The organism is Helicobacter sp. MIT 03-1616 (assembly GCF_000765685.2).
GTDB lineage: Bacteria > Campylobacterota > Campylobacteria > Campylobacterales > Helicobacteraceae > Helicobacter_C > Helicobacter_C typhlonius.
Map to the genome: position 1 here is coordinate 98,435 of NZ_JROY02000005.1, position 21,117 is coordinate 119,551.

Annotated in this window: 18 protein-coding genes; 6 read left to right on the forward strand and 12 right to left on the reverse strand. The window is 39.8% G+C overall.

The genetic code is table 11. From position 1 onward, the window contains the following. The first annotated feature begins 38 nt into the window (after positions 1-38). Positions 39-2,015 (forward strand): excinuclease ABC subunit UvrB, encoded by a 1,977-nt coding sequence (uvrB, locus tag LS67_RS05055; RefSeq protein WP_034328162.1) that lies wholly within the window; start codon positions 39-41, stop codon positions 2,013-2,015. A gap of 65 nt (positions 2,016-2,080) precedes the next feature. Here uvrB and dnaJ read toward each other — a convergent pair whose 3' ends face one another. Then, positions 2,081-3,232 (reverse strand): molecular chaperone DnaJ, encoded by a 1,152-nt coding sequence (gene dnaJ, locus LS67_RS05060; protein ID WP_034328163.1) that lies wholly within the window; start codon positions 3,230-3,232, stop codon positions 2,081-2,083. 112 nt (positions 3,233-3,344) lie between these two features. Here dnaJ and recR point away from each other — a divergent pair, with 112 nt between their 5' ends. The 4 genes from recR to truD all read left to right on the forward strand — a co-directional run bounded on the left by recR (position 3,345) and on the right by truD (position 6,572). After that, positions 3,345-3,926 (forward strand): recombination mediator RecR, encoded by a 582-nt coding sequence (recR, locus tag LS67_RS05065; protein ID WP_034328165.1) that lies wholly within the window; start codon positions 3,345-3,347, stop codon positions 3,924-3,926. Between the two features lie 82 nt (positions 3,927-4,008). After that, complete coding sequence (locus LS67_RS05070; protein ID WP_034328167.1) at positions 4,009-4,314, forward strand: c-type cytochrome; 306 nt, start codon at positions 4,009-4,011, stop codon at positions 4,312-4,314. A gap of 54 nt (positions 4,315-4,368) precedes the next feature. Beyond that, positions 4,369-5,403, forward strand: coding sequence for an alanine racemase (locus LS67_RS05075; protein ID WP_034325597.1), 1,035 nt, complete (start codon positions 4,369-4,371; stop codon positions 5,401-5,403). Beyond that, a complete protein-coding gene (gene truD, locus LS67_RS05080; protein WP_081951442.1) occupies positions 5,403-6,572 on the forward strand; it encodes a tRNA pseudouridine(13) synthase TruD in 1,170 nt (389 codons plus the stop codon). The genes LS67_RS05075 and truD overlap by 1 nt, the downstream gene beginning before the upstream one ends. Before the next feature lie 11 nt (positions 6,573-6,583). Here truD and LS67_RS05085 read toward each other — a convergent pair whose 3' ends face one another. Then, positions 6,584-7,489 (reverse strand): AEC family transporter, encoded by a 906-nt coding sequence (locus tag LS67_RS05085; RefSeq protein WP_034325457.1) that lies wholly within the window; start codon positions 7,487-7,489, stop codon positions 6,584-6,586. A gap of 194 nt (positions 7,490-7,683) precedes the next feature. On the opposite strand from LS67_RS05085, the gene LS67_RS05090 reads away from it, so the two are divergent. Next, the gene (locus tag LS67_RS05090) at positions 7,684-8,784 is read left to right on the forward strand and encodes an Mrp/NBP35 family ATP-binding protein (protein WP_034325459.1); all 1,101 of its coding nucleotides are present in this window, start codon (positions 7,684-7,686) and stop codon (positions 8,782-8,784) included. 136 nt (positions 8,785-8,920) lie between these two features. Here LS67_RS05090 and LS67_RS05095 read toward each other — a convergent pair whose 3' ends face one another. From LS67_RS05095 to lysA, 10 genes are all read right to left on the reverse strand, one after another. Then, positions 8,921-9,664, reverse strand: a complete 744-nt coding sequence (locus LS67_RS05095) for an SIR2 family NAD-dependent protein deacylase (protein WP_034325460.1) — start codon at positions 9,662-9,664, stop codon at positions 8,921-8,923. A 272-nt stretch (positions 9,665-9,936) separates the two neighbouring features. Next, positions 9,937-12,138, reverse strand: coding sequence for a TonB-dependent receptor (locus LS67_RS05100; RefSeq protein WP_034325462.1), 2,202 nt, complete (start codon positions 12,136-12,138; stop codon positions 9,937-9,939). A 163-nt stretch (positions 12,139-12,301) separates the two neighbouring features. Further along, positions 12,302-13,177: a phosphate/phosphite/phosphonate ABC transporter substrate-binding protein gene (locus tag LS67_RS05105; RefSeq protein ID WP_034325464.1), complete on the reverse strand. Its 876-nt coding sequence runs from the start codon at positions 13,175-13,177 to the stop codon at positions 12,302-12,304. 2 nt (positions 13,178-13,179) lie between these two features. Beyond that, entirely contained in the window at positions 13,180-14,313 is a 1,134-nt protein-coding gene (locus LS67_RS05110; protein ID WP_034325466.1) for an acyl-CoA dehydrogenase family protein, read from the reverse strand. A gap of 9 nt (positions 14,314-14,322) precedes the next feature. Then, positions 14,323-15,525, reverse strand: a complete 1,203-nt coding sequence (locus LS67_RS05115; RefSeq protein ID WP_034325468.1) for a ferritin-like domain-containing protein — start codon at positions 15,523-15,525, stop codon at positions 14,323-14,325. A 231-nt stretch (positions 15,526-15,756) separates the two neighbouring features. Next, complete coding sequence (locus LS67_RS05120) at positions 15,757-16,863, reverse strand: alpha/beta fold hydrolase (RefSeq protein WP_034325470.1); 1,107 nt, start codon at positions 16,861-16,863, stop codon at positions 15,757-15,759. A 13-nt stretch (positions 16,864-16,876) separates the two neighbouring features. Continuing rightward, the gene (locus LS67_RS05125) at positions 16,877-17,671 is read right to left on the reverse strand and encodes a glycoside hydrolase family 25 protein (protein ID WP_034325471.1); all 795 of its coding nucleotides are present in this window, start codon (positions 17,669-17,671) and stop codon (positions 16,877-16,879) included. Continuing rightward, positions 17,668-18,561: a DUF2156 domain-containing protein gene (locus tag LS67_RS05130; protein WP_034325473.1), complete on the reverse strand. Its 894-nt coding sequence runs from the start codon at positions 18,559-18,561 to the stop codon at positions 17,668-17,670. The genes LS67_RS05125 and LS67_RS05130 overlap by 4 nt, the downstream gene beginning before the upstream one ends. A 2-nt stretch (positions 18,562-18,563) precedes the next feature. After that, a complete protein-coding gene (pheA, locus tag LS67_RS05135; protein ID WP_034325475.1) occupies positions 18,564-19,649 on the reverse strand; it encodes a prephenate dehydratase in 1,086 nt (361 codons plus the stop codon). A 14-nt stretch (positions 19,650-19,663) separates the two neighbouring features. Then, positions 19,664-21,001 (reverse strand): diaminopimelate decarboxylase, encoded by a 1,338-nt coding sequence (lysA, locus tag LS67_RS05140; RefSeq protein ID WP_416372874.1) that lies wholly within the window; start codon positions 20,999-21,001, stop codon positions 19,664-19,666. Between the last annotated feature and the right edge of the window lie 116 nt (positions 21,002-21,117).

Here is a 21,117-nt window from a genome sequence, read left to right on the forward strand (position 1 = left end):
AACACAAATAACACAAATAGCAAAGGAGTGGGCTTAAAATGTCAAATTTTATTCTTGATTCTCAATATGCCCCAGCAGGAGACCAGCCTCAAGCCATCGAGCACATTACACAATTTATTCGTAATGGTGCAAAATACAGCACACTTGTTGGTGTTACAGGGAGTGGAAAAACCTACACGATGGCAAATATCATTGCCAAGCTCAATATCCCAACGCTCATTATGACACACAATAAAACCCTAGCCGCACAGCTTTATAGCGAGTTTAAAGGCTTTTTTCCCAAAAACCATATAGAATATTTCATCTCGCACTTTGATTATTACCAGCCTGAAGCATATATCCCGCGCCGAGATTTGTTTATCGAAAAGGATTCAAGCATTAATGAAGACTTGGAGCGATTAAGATTATCCGCCACTACCTCGCTTTTGGCTTATGATGATGTAATCGTAATTGCAAGTGTGTCGGCAAACTATGGTTTAGGGAATCCTAAAGAATATCTAACAATGATAGAAAAGCTCGAGGTGGGCGCGACATATACGCAAAAAGACTTACTTTTAAAGCTTGTTGATATGGGCTATACGCGCAATGACACAATTTTTGAGCGGGGGCATTTCCGCGTAAATGGCGAAGTGATTGATATTTTTCCTGCATATAATGAAAATGAATTTATCCGTATTGAATTTTTTGGTGATGAGATTGAACGCATTGGGGTATTTGACGCATTAGAGCGCACTGCTCTTACACAATTAGAATCTTTTGTCCTCTATGCGGCAAATCAATTTATCGTAAGCGCACAAAGACTCCAAGAAGCCCTTCATAATATAGAATCCGAATTGCAAATGCGCTTAGGTGAATTTGAAAGCGCAGACAAACAAATTGAATATCAACGCTTAAAGGGGCGCACAGAGTTTGATTTAGAAATGATAAAAGAATCTGGCATTTGTAAGGGCATTGAAAACTATGCGCGGCACTTGACAGGTAAAAAAGCAGGTGAGACACCTTACTCACTTTTAGATTACTTTGAGCAAAAGAAAAAGCCTTATTTAATTATTGTCGATGAATCTCACGTGAGTTTGCCGCAATTTGGTGGTATGTATGCAGGAGATAGGAGTCGTAAAGAAGTGCTTGTAGAGTATGGTTTTAGGCTACCTAGCGCACTTGATAATCGCCCATTGCGCTTTGATGAATTTATCAATAAAGCCCCACATTTTCTTTTTGTCTCTGCGACTCCTGCTCAAAAAGAATTAGAGCTAAGTCAAAAACATATCGCAGAACAGATTATCCGCCCCACAGGATTGCTTGACCCACTCTATGAAGTGCGAGATTCTGATAAAGCCGTGCTTGATTTATATGATGAGATTAAAGCAAGAATTGCTAAAAATCAACGCGTGCTTATTACTACGCTTACAAAAAAAATGGCGGAGGAGCTTACCAAATATTATGCCGAGCTTGGCATAAAGGTGCGCTATATGCACAGCGACATTGATGCTATTGAGCGCAATCATCTTATTCGCTCTTTGCGATTAGGAGAATTTGATGTGCTTATAGGCATCAATCTCTTGCGTGAGGGGCTTGACTTACCCGAAGTGAGCCTTATTGCCATTATGGACGCAGATAAAGAGGGATTTTTACGCTCTGAAACAAGCCTTATACAAACAATGGGGAGGGCGGCGCGTAATGTCGAGGGAAAAGTAATTTTATATGCAAAAAAAATCACAGGTTCAATGCAAAGAGCATTTGATATTACAGATTATCGCCGTAAAAAGCAAGAAGAATTTAATCAACTGCATAATATTACGCCCACATCGGTGCAAAGAAATGTAGAGCAAGAGCTTAAAATAGAATCAAGCGGACTAAGCAAACTCTATGAAAAAAATGCCAAGAAGATTCCAAAAAGTGAGCGCAATGCGATTATAAAAGAGTTAAGCCTCAAAATGCACCAAGCCGCTAAAGCTTTAGAATTTGAAGAAGCCGCTAGAATCCGCGATGAAATCGCTAGAATTCGCAATATGTAGATTCTCTAGTTTGGTTTTGTAGAATCCTAGTTAATCCCTCTATGCAGAGAATCCTGCTTAAAATCTTATTCGCCCTTATGCTCCTTGTGATGATGTATCCATTGTTTAATCTTGCTAAAGCAAGTTTCAAAGAGATTTTTATATGGCTCACTCTCTACGCCAAAACTCTTTTCAAGTTGCTCTATGAGGGCTTTTTGCTCATTGTTGAGCTTTGGTGGATAAGTGATTTTTATCTGCGCGACAAACTTCCCACGATAGCTACTATTGACATCTTTTATCCCCTCATTATCAAAGACAAATTGTTCTTTATCGCGCGTATTTGGGGGAATTTTCAGCTCCAATTCTCCTCGCAAAGATGGAATCTTGAGCGTTGTGCCAAGCACGATAGAGGTAAAAAACACAGGCACTTCAATATACACATTTGTGCCATCACGCACATAGTTTTCATCCTCTCCCACACTTATAGCAATGTATAAATCTCCTCTTTTACCGCTTTTGTCAGCATTTCCACGCCCACCAATGCGGATTCTGTTTCCATCATCAATGCCCTCTGGAATGCTTACCTCAAAGCTCTCCTCACGCATTTCAAAGCCCTTGCCCTTGCATTTGGGGCATTTTTCACTAATTTTTGTTCCCTCGCCCTTGCAGGTAGGGCAGGTTTGCGCGAAAGTCATAAAGCCCTGTCGTATATAGACTTGTCCCTTGCCGCCACAATCCGCACATTGTTGCACCTTGCCACCTTTTGCACCATTTCCACCACAATCACTACAAGCGATTTTGTAGTGATTGTGAATCTCCTTTTTACAGCCAAACACTGCTTCTTTGAAATGTAGCTCAAGGCTTATAATATCATCGAGATTGTATTTACCCTTGCTTCGTTTTTGTCCGCCGCCAAAGCCAAAATTTGCGCCAAAAGCAGATTCAAAAATGCTCCCCAAATCGCCAAAAATATCGCTAAAGTCTCTCCCGCTAAAGCCACTAAAGCCCGAGTTTTGTAAGCCCTCCTTGCCATAATTATCATAGATTTGTCGCTTTGAATCATCACTTAGCACCTCATAGGCTTCATTTATTCTTTTGAATTGCTCCTCCGCGTCCTTGTCATCTGGGTTTCTATCGGGGTGATATTTCAGTGCCATTTTGCGATAAGCTTTTTTAATCGTCTCTTTATCGCTCGTGCGCGTGATTTCTAGAATTTCATAATAGTCAAATGTATCCAAAATCTGCTCCTAATTTTTGCTCTAAATTGAATGTGGGATTGTATCTAAAATTTATAAGGTAAAGTTAAATTTTTGCGATATGATTTTACCCCAAAAGGATATAAGGTTTATTATGAATCAATACAGAAGTAGTCTTAAGGCATTTTATGAACTCATTTATGCAATGGAAAAACTACCGAGCATTGGCAAAAAGAGTGCGCAAAAAATGGCGTATGCTTTGTGTATGGAAAATAAGCCCTTAGGTTTAAACATTGCCCACGCCATTGAAAATGCCACACTTATGGTGCGCAAATGTCAAAAATGCTTTTGTTTAAGTGAGAGTGAGATTTGCGAGATTTGCACCGAATCTTCGCGCGAAAATGGTGAGTTGTGTATCGTAGCAAGTCCGCAAGATGTGCTCACAATCGAGGATATGGGGGAGTTTGGTGGGCGTTATTTTGTTTTGGGCGGAGAGCTAGAGGAGATTGATTTTGCTTTACTTAATAGCAGAATCGTAACCGAATCTATCAAGGAAGTGATTTTTGCGCTTTCCCCTAGCCTTGCAAATGAGGCGGTTATGCTTTATGTTGAGGATAAGATTCAAAATGCAGTGCATTTTAGTAAAATTGCGCAGGGTGTGCCAACGGGCATTGGGCTAGATTCTATCGACCAGCTTTCGCTTTCACGCGCCTTAAGCGCTCGGGTAAAGGTTTAGTAGTCTTTAAAGAAGTTTTTAAGCTTTAATTTGTAGAATCTGCTTGTTGTTTTTATCTTAGTAACAATGTAAAGGATTAGATATGAAAAAGTTGCTTATTCTTACTCTTTTGGGTTTTGCTAGTTTTGCGTTTGCTGATGCTCCAGCTCAGTTTAAGAAATGTATCGCTTGCCACGGACCTGATGCGAAAAAAGTTGCTCCCGGAAGTAAAGGCGATGTAACAATTGCTGGTATGGCAAAGGAAAATTTGCTTAAAAAGCTTAAGGGCTATAAAGCAAAAACAGAAAACAATGGTGGTTCAGCTGCTATTATGTATGGACAAATGGCAAATGTGAGTGATAGTGATATTGAGGTATTAGCAGATTATATCTCTAAATTACCTAAATAAATCAAGCTGTGGCGGGGTCTCCCGCCATACTTTCTTAAGATACTAAAATCTGCAATGGCTGAAATTACTCTTTCTTCCAATTCTTACAAACATAACTTTCATCTCATATCTTCACACATTGGTTCAAATGTAGAACTTGCGGCAGTTTTGAAAGACAATGCCTATGGGCACGGCTTAGAGCAGATAAGCACCCTTGCGCGTGAATGTGGGATAAAATCTGTGTTTGTTAAAAATTATAATGAAGCCCTGCGCGTGAGTGCATATTTTCCTCATATCACCGCATTGTATGGAATGCCAGAGGGTGATTTCCCCCCGCATATCGCCTTTGTGATAAATGCTAGAGAGCATATTGAGAGTTTGCCCAAAGGCACAAGGGTAGAGCTCAAGGTTAATGCTGGAATGAATCGCAATGGCATAGAGGCAGATGAGCTTGAAAGTTATATCGTGCAGATTTTAGAGCGAGGATTGAATCTTGTAGGGGTGTTTTCTCACAATGGCTATGGCGATGATATTGATGATGAGTTTTTACACACACAGGAGCGATTTTTAGAGATTAAGGAGCGCACAAAAGCACTCGCCCAAAAATATGGCTTTGTTGTGCCCAGATTCCATTCTCTTAGCTCCTCTGGTGCTGTGCGTGTAGCGAGTGAGGGTAAAATCACCGATGATTTAGTGCGTATTGGCATCGCCCTCTATGGATATTTAGACACTGCGTTTGAGAATCCACTGAATGCGAAGCTTCAAAAAGTCGCTAGACTCTATGCCGACAGGGTTTCCACACGCATACTGAGTGCAGGTGCGCGTATAGGGTATAGTGGCTGCACAACCTTAGAAAAAGAGAGTGTGATTAGCACCTATGATATTGGCTATGGTGATGGTTTTTTCCGTGTGAGTGAGCAGCACAAAGTCCATACAGCTAAGGGCTATCAAATCTTGCCTCGCTTGTCAATGGATTGTTTTTCTTGTTTATGCGATGAGCCACGCATTTGCGTCTTTGATGATGTGAGCGAGTTAGCCAAAGCCTTTGGCACAATTAGTTATGAGATTCTTACACATTTATCCCCTAGCATTAAGCGCACGATTATTTGATGTCGCGTCTCTATCCCTTTAGCCACAGCCCGATTGAGTGCCATTTCAACCCTTCACCGCGCGATTTTGTGGTAAAAGAAATCCCCCTGTATGAGCCAAGTGGGAGCGGGGAACATTGTCTCGTGTATGTGCGAAAAAAGGGTTTGAGCACATTTGAGCTTTTGAACTTACTTTCGCAAGTGTTAGGGTGTAAGGTGCGCGATATTGGCTACGCAGGGCTTAAAGATAAATCCGCAATGACTTACCAATATATAAGTATTCATCGCTCTTTGCGTCCAAAATTAGAATCTGCCGCAGTGTTTTTGGAGCAAAAGCAAGTGAAGATTCTAAACATTGCCTATCATCACAATAAGCTTAAAGTCGGGCATTTGAAGGGTAATCACTTCTTTATGAGACTGAAAAAATGTCTCTCGCTTAGTGCGACAAAAATAGAATCTGTCCTTGCCTCCCTTTCCCAAAGTGGTTTTCCAAACTATTTTGGAGACCAGCGATTTGGTAAAGATGGCAATAATTTTCAAAGCGGTAGGGCATTAGCGCACAAAAAGGAGCATATTAAGAATAAAAAAATGAGTAATTTTCTCATCTCAAGCTATCAAAGCCATCTGTTTAATGAATGGTTGAATGCGCGTATTAATCTCTCTCAAATCTTGCATCACTTTAGCGTGAGTGAGGCACAAAAAGCATTGCAAGATTCTAAAATCCCCGCATTTAGGGCATTAGCACAAGAATGTAGCGCACAGGTGCTAGGAGATTTACAGAATCAAAAGCAACATTTTATACTTCTTAATGGTGATATTATGTGCCATTATCCCTTTGGTAAAGCTTTTATATGCGAGGAGCCAAGCAGTGAATCTACGCGCTTTATACAAAGAGATATTGCTCCCACAGGCGCACTCTGTGGCACTAAACTTACCTACGCGCAAGGTCTTTCCGCTCTATGTGAAAATCTCTATATCGACACGCAGATAAAGGCGAGCGGCTCGAGGCGGTATGCGTGGGTGTGGGCGGAGGATATACAGAGTGAATATATCGCGCAAAAGGCACATTTTGAGCTATGTTTTAGTCTGCCAAAGGGGAGTTATGCGACTATTTTTTTAGAATCTCTTCTTAATCGCCCACTCGTGCAGGAGTTGGCACAAGATTCACAAGATGAAATGAGTAATGTTTAAGATTCTATTTTTTAAGTAAGTTGAAGCCACAGCGGCACACTCACAAAGCTCAGTAAGATTCCAAAAGCGATAGCACTCACGGCGAGTTTTGCATTAAGTCCCGCACGAATCACAATCGCACCAGCACTCACTACAGGGGGCATTGCTACCTCAATAAGTGCCATACGCCACAAATCATTAAACCCACCAAAGCCTATAAACACGATAGCCAAAAGAACTAATGGCGCGATAAACATTTTGCCAAAGAGCAAAAGTGCGGTGAGTCTCCATTCCTCCTTAATGCCCCTTAGGCTCATCTGCACTCCAATGGCAAAGAGTGCGACAGGTGTGGCAGTAAGAGCTAGACTTTTGAGCGGAACAAAAAGTTCATCAGGTATTTCTAGTGGTATGAATTTCAGCACCAAGCCAGAGAGGAGGGCAAGAAAGAGCGGGCTGCGAAAGAGGCGCGATGTAATGGCTCTTGCGCTAAAAACGCCTTTTCCGCCAAGACTTAAGATTAAGGGTGCGAGAAAGGCGATAGGAATGCCTGTAACAATTTGGTCATAAATAATAACCTTGTTTGCATACTCTTCGCCGAGTGCGCCATTGACGATAGGTAGTCCGAGAAAAAGCGTATTGCCAAATGCGCCCATAAAGCTTAGAGTAAGGATAGAATGGGGGTGGAGTTTTGCAATCTTGCCGATGATAAAAAGCACTGCACCACCGCTTAGGGAGCAGAGGAAGCTTATTACACATACAAGGGCAAAGTCTGTATTTATCTCGGCGTGATAAGTGCCATTAAAAATTTGTGCGGGGAGGGCGAAATTAAGTAAGAATCCAAGCAAGATTCCACTTTGCTTATTGCCAACAAGGCGCAGGAGTTTAGCGATATAGCCGATGAGGACAAAAACACATACACTATAAATCGCAAGAAGCATTAGAGTTCTCCGGTTTAGAATCTGCTACTGAAGCAGTGCCTAGGTGCTTTAGATTCTAATATAGTTCTTTAAATATTGGTGATTGAAAGGGGCAAGATTCTAAATTAAATTTTACTTGCTATAATCGCGCTTTTTTAGTCCGTGGCACATCGGCTTATGCCTTGAGCCTACACAAATAACAAAAAGGATAAGATATGGCATTGCAAGAAGAAATTACTGATATTTTGAAAAAGGTGATTTACCCTAATTTTCAAAAAGATATTGTGAGTTTTGGCTTCCTCAAAGAAGTAAGCGTGAGTGAAAATGCGGTAAATATCCGCGTGGATATACCCTCAAGCGCACCAGAGGTAAGCGAAAAGTTGAGGCAGGAGATTAGCCAAAAGCTAGATTCTGTATTGCAAAATAAGACTTTGAATCTGCTCATCAATATCCCCCAACCCGCGCCCAAAAAAGAACCAAAGGCGAAGAATCTCGCCCCACATATTAAGCATTTTGTAATGGTAAGTTCGGGCAAAGGCGGAGTGGGGAAATCCACAAGCAGTGTGAATCTCGCTATTGCCTTAGCACAGCAGGGCAAAAAGGTGGGACTACTTGATGCGGATATTTATGGTCCTAATATCCCTCGAATGCTCGGGCTTAATGCGACAAAGGCGCAGGTTGATGAGGGGCAAAAAAAGCTCCTCCCGCTTAAAGCCTTTGGTATAGAAATGATGAGTATGGGGGTGCTTTATGATGAGGGGCAGAGCCTCATTTGGCGTGGTCCTATGATTATGCGTGCGATTGAGCAAATGCTAACTGATGTGCTATGGAGCAAACTTGATGTGCTTGTGATTGATATGCCACCGGGCACGGGAGACGCACAGCTTACACTCGCCCAAAGTGTGCCTGTGAGCGCGGGGGTAATCGTTACTACACCACAAAAGGTAAGCCTTGATGATAGCGCACGAAGCCTTGATATGTTTGATAAGCTCAAAGTGCCAATTGCAGGGATTATTGAAAATATGAGTGGGTTTATCTGTCCAAACTGCGGGGAGGAGTATGATATTTTTGGCAAAGGCACGAGCGAGAGCCTAGCTCAAAGTTACAATACAGCGATCTTGGCACAAGTGCCGCTTGAACCAAAGGTGCGTGAGGGTGGGGATAATGGCAAACCAATTACTTTCTTCGAGCCAGATTCTAAGTCTGCGCAGAGTTATAGAGAAGCCGCCGAAAAACTCGTGCAGATGTTGCAAAAGGTAGAAGCACAAAATCTTGCAGATAATAAAGATATTCAACCCACACAAATGAAGCGTTAAGACATAAAGCAGTTTGTAGATACTTTAAAAGTTTTGCAGTCTTAGAATCTTGTGCGAGATTCTAAGATAAGTCTTTGAGGGCTTATTGCGAGGATTCTATATATAGATAGAAACCACCGCATTCTAAAAGCCCAATCTAGTTTTTACCCTCATTAAAAAAATCACAAAGTGCCTCTTGTATCTGCTCTATTGCCTGTGTAGCAGGTTTATAATAAATCGTATCAAATACAGATTCTGCAATGGAATTTGAGGGCTCTAAATTATTGAGGATTTTTAAGCCAATCTTGTGTTTGTATTCACAGCGTGCAAGGATAGAGCTAATATCTACAACATTACCGCTTGTGCCAATAACTAGCACGCAATCCCTAAAATTTAAAGATTCAAAAATCTCATACATTGTCGCATATTGCGGTGCTTTCTCATAAAAAAACACAATGAAAGGTTTGAGCTTTTCATAGCCACAATTTGGGCAATTATGTGGCTCAAAATGAGTGTATCCTATATCAAAGATATACTCACATTTGGGGCATATAATTTTGCTTAATTGCCCGTGTAAATGAATGATATTGCTTGCTCCGGCGCGCTCTAGCAAATCATCAACATTTTGCGTGATGTGAATCACCTCTATATCTTGCTTTGCTTTGAGACTATGAGGAAGTGTGGCTAAAAACTTATGCATAGCATTAGGTTGGACTTTGCCTAGCTCCTCACGCCGCAAATTATAGAATCTATGCACAAGTGCAAAATTTTCTAGCCAATTTTCATAATTACAGACTTCCATAGGGTCATACTGCGCCCATAATCCGCCATTATCCCTAAATGTTTCTAGTCCAGATTCCGCGCTTAATCCTGCTCCACTGAATATTACAAGTTTTGGCATTGTTGTTCCTTAAGATTAATTTAATATACAGTAACTCATTGCGTAGAAAATATAAGGAGATAGGAACTCTTCCAAAAAAAGTCTAGAGTTTAGCTTTTTCAGTGAAAGAGTCCTATGAGCAAATTTGCTTCAAAGTTTTATCTCTAGCTTGGATAGTCGCCGTGGAAGATCAACTGCTAGAGATAAAACTTTTGAGGTTCACGGAAACTATCGGCTGGCATCATACTGCTATTTCTAACGAAAGTCAAGCATTATAAACATAATAAATTTTACTAAAATGTATATCGCCCCTCAATAAATGTGCTGCGTCCTTGCCCGATTAAAAATCCATATCCTGCAATGCTATCGCTCGCATCGCCATTGTAGTAGCTATAATAAAATGTATCAAAGACATTTCGCACGCCTCCGCTTAAAGATAAATCCCCAAATTTCGCGCTTAAGCCTATATCTGTAAGAGAATAAGCCTTAATCGTATCCCCACTTATGTCTTTTTGACTACCATAGAATGTATTCTGATTCCATAAATGCCAAATTTTACTTAATGCAACATTAAAACCAAAAGTGCCTTTATAGTTACTCACATATGGAATCCTATCTTTCACGCTCACGTTATTATTTTTAAGAATCCGTGCATCGATATAAGTAAAACTCTCGCTTAAAGATAATCTCCCATCAAAGAGATATTGTTCTGAAAAAGCCTCTATACCTGCTCTTTGTGTCCTGTCATAATTGCCATACTGCACACCCGAAACACTATGAGCGTTACCAATGGTATAAAATTCATTCTGTGTCAATGTATAATATGCACTCGCACTTACCATTGCCACATTACCCACAAAATCTTTGAAACCTAGCTCAAAGGTATCATAAGTTTCTTTTTTCAAATCAGTGGGAAGATAAGTCCTACTTTGTCTTCTTAAAAGTGAGTTTGGGCTTGGAGAAAAGTATCCTCTCTCATATTTTGCATACACATTACCAGAATCTCTATAATGATAATTTGGTGTAATCTCGAAGGCAAAGTTATGCTGTGTATCTTCTAGATTACCTTTTGTTCCATTTGCACTACTAATGATGGTATTTATTATAGGATTAAACACACTTCCAGTATTTGCATCATATAATCCACCTTGTGTGTTATAAATAACATCAGCTTTATATGTGGCTACTTCATATCGCACCCCACCTGTGAGTGAAAAGTCTTTTGTAAAATCATATTTTTCTAACACATAAAGTGCATTGCTCCATTTGCTCCCCTCAAATGGGATATTCATCGCGTGTCTATAAGTCATTGGATTGCCACTATTCATACTATTTACAACTCCACCGGTAGCCCATATGTATTGATTCATTACGCGTTTTCCATAATTATAAATAGATTCTAATCCCAAATAAAAATGTCCATTCTTGTGCTTTACGTCATATTTTGCTATAAGTCCAGCCTTTTGGTCATCAAATAAAGAGCCACTTTGGTCGGCATAAGTCCCACTCCAAGAAGTTCCATAGGCTATATATTGACTTAGGCGTGTTATAGAATCTATATAGCTAATTCTATTGAGGTGATAAAAGGCTTTGAGGTCAAAATTTGCATTTTCGCTCATCTTACTTTTATAGCCCACACTCACATCAAGCCGTTGTTGTTTATTGTGTAAATCCCCATTTCCTGCACTTTTTCTATCGCTTTTGCTCGGGTTTGCTCTATCCATAAAGGAGTTGTTAGGCGTTGTATCAATCAAACCTATAAAATAATCTATATCAAAGCTAAGAGAAGACCCCCCCGCAAAATCTTTGATAATACCCATATTAACTTGCCCACCACTTGTTTTGTCATTTATCCTAGGACCTTCACGATTGATATATGCCACCCCAAGCGAGATATGAGTATCCTCACCTATTTTTGTGCCAAATTTCGCATCGGCATTATAACTATTGCCTGTGGAAGCAATGATATTGCTATAACTAAGCCCTGCGCTAAAAAATGGTTTAGCAAATCGCCTTTGTGTGATGATATTTACAACACCACCTCTTGTGCCATTTCCATACATCACAGCTCCTCCACCTGGCAAAATCTCAATAGATTCGATGCTTGCTGGTGAAAGAGTGTTGAGTGGCGTAACGCCGTGGGAGCTATCTAGCATATTAGAATATATACCATTTATCAACACCTGCACAGAAGTATTCGCACGATTACCTTGCCCCCTTAAATCAAGATTGCTTCCTAAACCGACATTTGCCAACCCAACAAAAGGTGTATAAGAAAAAATATCAGTAGTAGAACGATAACCTTTATCAATAATGTTTTCTTTATCAATCTCATAAACATTACGATTAAGTTCATCAAGTCTCGTGTTCATCATAGAGCCATATACGATAGATTTGCTAAGATTCACAGATTTAGAATCTGAAATTATCTCATCACCTAAAGCTATTTGAGCTATTACTCCTAACAGAGTAAAAGATAATAAACATTTTTTCATTGACTCTCCTTTGCAATCATTTTTATAATTACAAGTATATAACAAAATAAATAAAATCAATCTTAAGAATTATTATTAATTAAATAATTACAAAACAGATTGTAAGCCTCCCTAAAGGAGACTATATGGCTATTTTCTTGGAAGCACACAAACCCCATTAAGTTTAAGAGTGGGGTAAATTTAAGAGATGTTGTTCTCCCATTGCTTGAGCAATCTCTTCATAACCCTTCAGTGCATCTTGATTGCATAAAACCCATTCATTAAGTCCCTCTAAACTCATCATATGTGCAATTTTTGGGTCATTTTTAAGGGCATTTTGTGATTTCATCATTTCTACAAAGCTTCTTTTTAAGTAAGAATCAAAACTTTTTATGGTTGTAAAATTACAATGACAATAAGCAGGGCTTGTGTAAAAATTCACCATTTGAGGATAATTTCCCTCTTGCATAACCCTCACCCAAGTAGTAGAGCCAATCGCTCCTGCATCTAGTTCTCCACTTTTTATTTTATCCAGCACATCAAATTCACTTCGCCCTGTATCGCCGTGTTTGCCCACATCGCTATTAAAGCGAAATATCCCCACACTCCCACTTTCCACCTGTGCGCTACCAAGCAAAGCAGGAGAAATTTCTTGCAGTTTAAATCCATTTTTTTGCAAATAAAATAAAGGCATAATCGCCGCTTGAGCAGAATCTAAACTCCCTAAACCAAATTTTTTACCCTTCAAATCCTCTAAGCCCCTCATTGTATCTCTTTTGGCTACAAATACACTTTTAAAGCCAACATCAGTATCGCGCATTAAAATTGCCTCTGCACCATTATTTGTGCAATGCCTAGAGCGGATAAAAGCCACATTTGTATTCCAAGCAATATCTATTTTTCCCTCTTTAAGCCACTGCACTTGCCGCTCATAGTTGCTAAATAACACATAATCTAGCCTTATATCTTTAAAATAATCATTAGCATATTCCCTAATCGTATCCCAAATAGGGACAATTTGTGGCGCATACGCCACTGCACCTACTAAAATTGACTTCATATTTACTCCTTTGGTAAAAGTGCATCAGAGAGCCACACTTGTAAAATATCAAGACTTGGCGCCATTACTTGTGAAGCGAACGCATCTCGCAAATATCGCTCTAGTGGCAAGAGCTTACTATAAGCTTTTCCTCCACCAAGTCGCATTGCAAGAGCACAAATGTCCATAACAAGCTGTGTGGCGTTAATCCTACACGCAAATATTTTGCACATTGCATCAGATTCTTTATTATCAAATGCCCTTGCAGCCTCTTTTGTCAGTGCAATTTGGCTTTGCGTTTTGGTATAGAGTTCTGCGATATGGATTCTCACTAACTCTTTATCTGCCAAAGAGGAGCCATCAGTATATTTTCTACTCTTACAATGACTAAGTGCACATTCATAGGCAGCTTTGCCAACGCCACTATATACTGCTCCAAGTCCCACGACAAAATACATTGCTACAACTCCAGCTTGTGCTTCACCCTCTCCGTCAATGCCAAGCAAATATTGTTTTGTATGAAGCTTCACATCATTATATTGCACAGGTTTTGAGACATTTCCGCGCATACCTAACCCATTCCACACGCCCTCTTCGTGATAAATACCCTCCGCATTATTGGGTGTAATCCAATTATTTTTACCACCATTTACCTTGCAAGAATTTGTATAAGTAAGATAATAGTTAGCTTGTTGAGCCGAAGTTACAAAGCTTTTCCGCCCTTTTAAGATTCTATACTCTCCCGCTTCTGTCTCTGTTATATCAGGCAACCCAAAATGTGTCCCAGAGCCACTTTCACTATAAGCAAGAGCAAAAGAAATCTCACCTTTTGCTACTCTTGGCAAAAATTCCTCTTTTTGCTCCTTTGTCCCAAAAGTCGCAATACAAGCCGTTGCAACATTATGCATCATATAGCAAAGTGCAGTAGAAGCGTCAAATTGCGCTAAAGTATAACACACCTGCGCGTGATTAAGACAATTTCCACCGCTTCCGCCATACTCTTTAGGCACTAATAATCCCATAAACCCTTGCTTTTTGAGCTCATCATAGGCTTCTTTTGGGAATCTTGCTTCTTTGTCAATAGATTCTGTATGAGGGGCAACAAATGCCTTGCCAAACTCCGCTGCTTTTTGTTCTAAGTTTTCCAAACTTAACATATTTTCTCCTTACATAAAATTAGGTGTATGAGCCCTGCTTAAATCAAGGGCAAGTTCCTCATCAATGCCACATTCCACAAGCCGCTTTGTGCGATTTTTCTCCATTTTTTTCTTTAATTCCTGCACCTCCTCAAATCCATTTGAAATTAACACGCTATCCTCTCCACCTCCACGCAATAGAGCCATAGATTCTAAAAGCAGGGAGGATTCGCCACTTTGCGCATCTAAATAATTTTTACGCGCAAAAACGACTTCCTTTAAGGCAGCAATTTTGGCAGGATTTTGCGCTATTGCTTGTTTCACATTATTGATTCCATAGGCAACGTGGCGACTTTCATCTTTTCTTGCTAAAGCAAGTAAATATGCACTCGCCTCATCTCCTAATGCCCTAAAGCTCTCCTCTAAGAATTTCAACAAATCAATAAAAGTCCCTTCCCCCATAATATGCAGCAAAAAGCTAGATTTGAAATAATCTTTCTCATTCCACAGGCTAAAAAGGCTTTGTTGCGTTGTAAGTGTGGAGTATTGCACACCAAGCCCTGTAATATTTGCCCTTTTGATAAAAGATTCTATATGTCGGCTCTCATCACCGATAATAGAGGAGAGTAAAAGCGGAATAGGCGTGAAAAAGGGTGAAATCTGCCCTAAAAATCGTGCGGGGATATACAGAGCTGAAAACTCATTTTCAGTTAAATAAGTCATAATCTGTGCGATTGCAAATTGCAGGGCTGGGCTAAACTCTGGTATTTCTTGCCATTTTATATCTGTGGTGGCATTCCATTGCGACTTTTTAGAATCCTCATAAATTTGCAAAGCATTACTGCTCCAAATATTATTATTAGATTCTATACCAAAATGATAATTTGGACTTGCCAATTCCACTTGCACACCATTTGGTGCTAAACCTTGCACCGATGGACTTATGTGAGAATGACAATCAAATTTTTGGAATCTTGTGGGGGATTTTTTGCACAAGATATACACAAAATTACCCTTAGAATCTGCATTTTGACTTATTGCACACTTTTGGACAAACTCCTCACCCTTAAAAGCACACCACATAATAAGGTCATTTTCTAAATTATCTACATCACTTACAACTTCTATCAATGCGCCTTTTTCTGTTAATAAAAAAGCATTTTCAAGTCGCATAAAAAAGAATGCGCCAATAGGTAAGCTACCCATAAAAACACAGGATTTTGAATTCTGCATAAAATGACTTCATTAAAATTTATGAGCCTATAAGAAGACTTGTTTTCTTTCACCCTGAAAGCTTATTTGAGTGCATTAATGCTACACATAATTAACTTAAGATAAAATAATTCCTATGCTTCAAATATCAAATGCCAAACACATTGCATCTTTTGCAGACAATTCAAGGAGATTTGAGAGAGGATAAGAGTAAAGTTCCTTTAAAGAGGTAGCCGACTCCTTTGAGCGTATCTACTTCTTACTTAGCTTTGTTATAAAGCATATAATATCACTTAGCACTTGTTCTTTATTTATCTCGTTTAGAATCTCGTGCCTTGCGCCCTCATAAAGTATCAACTCCATATTAAAACCGCATTGTTGGTATTGATATGCAATTTTTTCTACACCTACGCCAAAATTTCCGCAACTATCACTTTTGCCACTTATAACCAAAAGTGGCAAACCCTCACCTTTTAAATCTTGCATATCATTGACATATTTCATACCCTCAAAAAGTCCTATAAAACTTTGTAGGCTAAAGATAAACTGACACGCGCTATCTGCCTTATATGCCTCAACTACGGCTTTATCGCGACAAAGCCACGCAAAGCCACCTTTTGTATTATCCTCGTCCTTATTGCATAAAAATGGCTTATTGAAGCTCCCAAAAGATAGCCCATTTATGAGTGCCTTGCCACGAGATTCTAAACCGCATTGATGCAGGATTTGCGCGAGAAATTTGCCAAGATTCACAAGTGGATTATATGCTGGCGAACCCGAAAGAATAAGCGCATTTATTTCATATTGATAGTTTTTAATGTAAGAGCGGGCAAGAAGTGAGCCCATAGAATGCCCAAGTAGCACATAATGCGTGGGTTTAAAACGTGCCTTGATAATCGTAGTAAGTTCGTGCATATCCGCCACTGCGCGCATAAAGCCACTGAGATTCTGTGTATCTTTTTGTGGCGCATTTGATATTTTTGCATTATTTTGTAAATCATCATTTTGCATCTTGTTTAAGCTTTCTGTATCCATTGTATTTTCCGCATATCCTAAGCCCTGCGTTTTGCCTTTCATCTCACCCCACGGGTGTGTGCTATCTATGCTTTTGCCGTGTCCTCTATGGTCGTTAATGACTACAACAAAGCCTTTTTGTGCCAACTGCATACCTACCCATTCATATCTTCCCTTATGCTCGACCATTCCGTGTGCGATTTGCACCACTATGCGAGATTTTAAACTTTGAGAATCTGTGCTGGATTCTATTATTTGAGAATCCATATATACATCGTAAAATATTCGCAGATAATCTACGCTTGATTGAAAGCTTAAATCAAGCTCCTTTATGATGTTTTGCATTCATTTCCTTTAATTAGGGATTTTTAGAGCTTTGCGCATTGTTTTGAATCCATCTCTTCAAATCTGTTTCATCACCATTAAATACATTTAAATCAATGTATTTTTCTGCACCCCGATAGCCTTTTAAAATGCCCTTTGGATTGTATTGCCAAAATACCCAAGCGTCTTTGTCAAAATATACATTAAAGAGTCGCGCCCATAGAGAATCTGGCGCGAAAAAAACAGACCTTATCCATAATGGATTATCTTTATATCGCCCGCGTAAATATATATCATAAAAACTCGGCGTAGTATAAATAATAGGCTTCACTCCATAGTATTGCTCTAAGCGCAAGAGAAGATTATCAAGCTCTTTATACACAGATTGAGCGCTTGGAGGATTGCTTGCCTTTGTGCCATAAAACTCTATATCTACTACAGGCGGCAAGCTCTTAGGCAATTTAGAATCTTGCACATTGCGAATAAAATTCTCTGCCTGTGTAAGTCCGCTGCTATCAAAGCTAAAAAAATGATATGCCCCCACATATAGCCCAGAATCTCTTGCGGAGGCGAAATTATATGAAAAATGTTTATCCACCCAACTGCTACCCTCTGTGGCTTTGATAAAGGCAAAGCTAATGCCTTGCTCTTTGAGTATTTTCCATTCAATATGTCCTTGATGGGCAGAGACATCTACGCCCTTTATGGGATAAGACTTATCACTAGGCATATTAAACCACACAAGCCCATTGTTTTGCAGGATAAAAAACATCCCTCCGAGCACACAAAGAACGATAATATCAATAAAAAAGAAACCTATTTTTTTCACATTTTAAACCTCGCATTCGACTTTTCTAGCAAAAATGCGGGCTGATAGGAAAGCTTTGCCTTACGCAACCCTTCTATGCCTAAATCCTCCTCGCGATTAGCATATTGCGTGTGCGAAAAAGTATGTTTGAGTAAGGCTTGATTAATCGCCTGATATGCGCCATTAAATATGATATTTGCCTTTTCAATATGTATCAATGCGCAATCTTTATCAAGCTCCTCACCAAAGCTAAAAGCGGCGATTTCATTATCAATACGCAAAATTCCACCTTGCAAACTCAGCTCGTCAAAATATGTGAGTGAATCATTTATGCCAAGATTCTCAAAATACAATCCCTTGTCATCTTTGTTTGCATTGCTATACCATAAGTTATTTACAGCAATAACTTCATCAATGTTTGTGCTACTTATAGTTTCAAATTTTGTTTGTGGATACTGCAGATAAAAGCGGTTGAGGTGATTTTTCTTTTTGTGAAACTTGCGCCCAGTGAGCGAGATAAGCTCCTGCGTATTGTAGATATAATCAAATCTATCACGTTGCTTTTCTATCTCAAATTGTCCCGGAAAGTCGCGTGCTAGCTCATCACATTCTTCTTGTGTGAGTGAGTGAAACTCAAGTGGGAGATTCAAAGTCTTGTAATACGCAATAAGTGCCTCGATAATGGGCTTTTTATCCCCCTTTCCTAGAGGATAAAAAATAAAGGGATTTGCATTTGGGTAGCGCGTTTGAATCACACAATGCCCTTGTAGCAAGGCAAAGCTAATCTCCCGTGCGTGTCGCCACATAAACATATTTGTAAAGCTTGTATCCGCAATCCACCGCCCTTGCACGCTCACAAAAGGTTGTAAAACCGCCCTATCGCTTAATTCTAATAACTTAAAATTTATCATTTCTACTCCCGCATATCTGTGAAAACATAACTCCCAAGCCATTTTATCTCATCAGCTCGTTTATTTAGCAGTCTCTGCAATGGTGCATCTTTGTAATGTCCCTCGCAATCGATAAAAAATCCCATTCTAAAGTCGTTACTATCGCGCACAGGACGAGATTCTATGCGTGTAAGATTAATGCCTTCTTTTTCAAAATCACCGAGTAGCCGAAATAAATCCCCCACTTGGTCTTTTTCTTTAAGATTTACAAAAAGCGAGGTTTTGTCTCTTTCACTCGGTGCCATTTCAAAATCGCTTATAATGGCAAAGCGCGTTTTGTTGTTTGTAGAATCTTCAATATCCTCAAACATCAAGGGTAGTTTGTATATCTTACCAGCGATTTTTGAGCCAATCGCCGCGCTGTTTGGATTGTTTGCAGCAAGCTGCGCCGCGCGCGCGGTAGAATCTGTGGGAATCTGCTCGATGTGGTGAAGATTATGCGCGTTGAGAAAGTTACGACACTGCCCAAAAGCAATATCCTTAGAATAAATGGTTTTAATCTCGCTTAAATGTTCGCAATTACTCAAAAAGCTATGGTGAATAGGTAAAATCATATCCGCAATAATCTTGCAGTCAAACCGAGCAAGTAGGTCGATACTCTCGCCCACCATTCCATTTGTGTTGTTTTCAAGTGGCACAACGCCGTATTTTACACGTTTGGCGCATAATGCCTCAAATACCGCACTAATGGTATTAAGTGGTATATATTCGCTCATTGCGCCAAATCGTTCTTCTGCCGCCTGATGCGTGTAGCTGCCAATAGGACCTAAAAAGGCGACTTTTTGAGGAAGTTCAAGGTTGCGCGAAATTGCAAAAATCTCTTGATAAATAGCCTCAATCGCGTGTAAATTCATAAATCTGCTATTTTTTGTGCCAAGCCTTTGGATAATCTGCTTTTCACGTTCGGGACGATAAATCGCACCACCATATTTATGCTTATACTCACCCACTTGTGCCACGAGCAACATACGCTTTTCTAATGCATCAAAAATCGCATCATCGACTTTATCAATCTGTGCGCGTAGCTCTTGTAATATGTTTTCTTGCATTTTGCTGCTCTCCCTCAATCACACTTAAAATCTTTATAATTTTGTAATAACTCTGCCTCATCTCTCATTATATCATCAAGAGATTCTCTATGCTTAATGATGCGAACATCTTCTCCCATAAAAGCTACTTCGGCAGGACGAGGACGCGTATTGTAGTTACTCGCCATACTCGCTCCATATGCACCGGCATTTTTTATCATCAGCACATCTCCAGCTTTGAGTGGAGGTAAAAGCGCATTTTTTGCGAGAAAATCGCTACTCTCACATATTGGTCCCACGACATCGCATAGGCTTTTGTTTGACTCGGGTGCATTTGCCAAATTCTGTGAATCTTGTGTGATTTTAGAATTCTGCGAATCCTCTATATTTTTAGGATCCTGTGTATCTTTAGCTTCTTTTGCAAGGCATACCTCGTGCGTGGCATTATACAGCGATGGGCGCATTAAATCATTCATAGCCGCATCAACAATCACAAATCGTTTCGCTCCATTGTGTTTTTCATACAACACACTTGTAAGCAACACGCCACTTTCTCCCACCAAAAATCGCCCGGGTTCGCAAATAATTGTCAAGTCAAGCCCATACAATGCGCTTAGAATCGCCTGTGCATAGTCATATGGCTCAATCAAAGATTCATTAGTATATCGTATGCCAATGCCACCGCCCACATCAAAGAATTTCAAATCAATTTTGAGTGCAAGGAGGCTATGGGCAAGTTCTGCGATTTTTTGCGCGGATTGCCTAATTGGTTCTAGGTCTGTGAGCTGTGAGCCAATATGGAAGTGAATCCCCACTGGCTCGAGATTTTTAGCATTTTTTGCAAAAATATACATCGCCTTTGCTTGTTCAATATCCACGCCAAATTTATTCTCGTGCAAACCTGTGGAGATGTAGGGGTGGGTCTTTGGGTCAATATTTGGATTCACACGCACAGAGATACGCGCAACTTTATCGATATTTTTTGCTAAAGATTCTACGCGGGATAATTCCTCTTCGCTCTCGACATTGATAAATAAGATATCACTTTGTAAAGCCTCTAAAATCTCGCTATCGCTTTTCCCCACACCACTAAAAATAATTTTATATTTAGGAATCCCGGCTCTTAAAGCGCGTCTTACTTCACCGATAGATACACAATCCGCTCCGCTCCCAAGTTGAGCTAGGTGATGAATAATAGAGAGATTAGAATTTGCCTTTAATGCATAGCAAATAAGCGATTTTCGCGCCTTGAAAGCGTTCTTTATAGCATTAAAGGCATTTGTGATATGCGCCAAATCATACGCATAAAGGGGCGTTTTATAGGTCTTGGCAAGCTCTACATAGTCCATATCTACTCCTATTTTACCGCGCATACTTTAGCTATGCTTCAAGTAAGCAAGGCAAGATTGTGCTTAAGATTCTACAAATTTGATGTGTAAGGTTTGTTTATCGCGCAATTTTATCCACAATAGCATAATATTATGTTAAA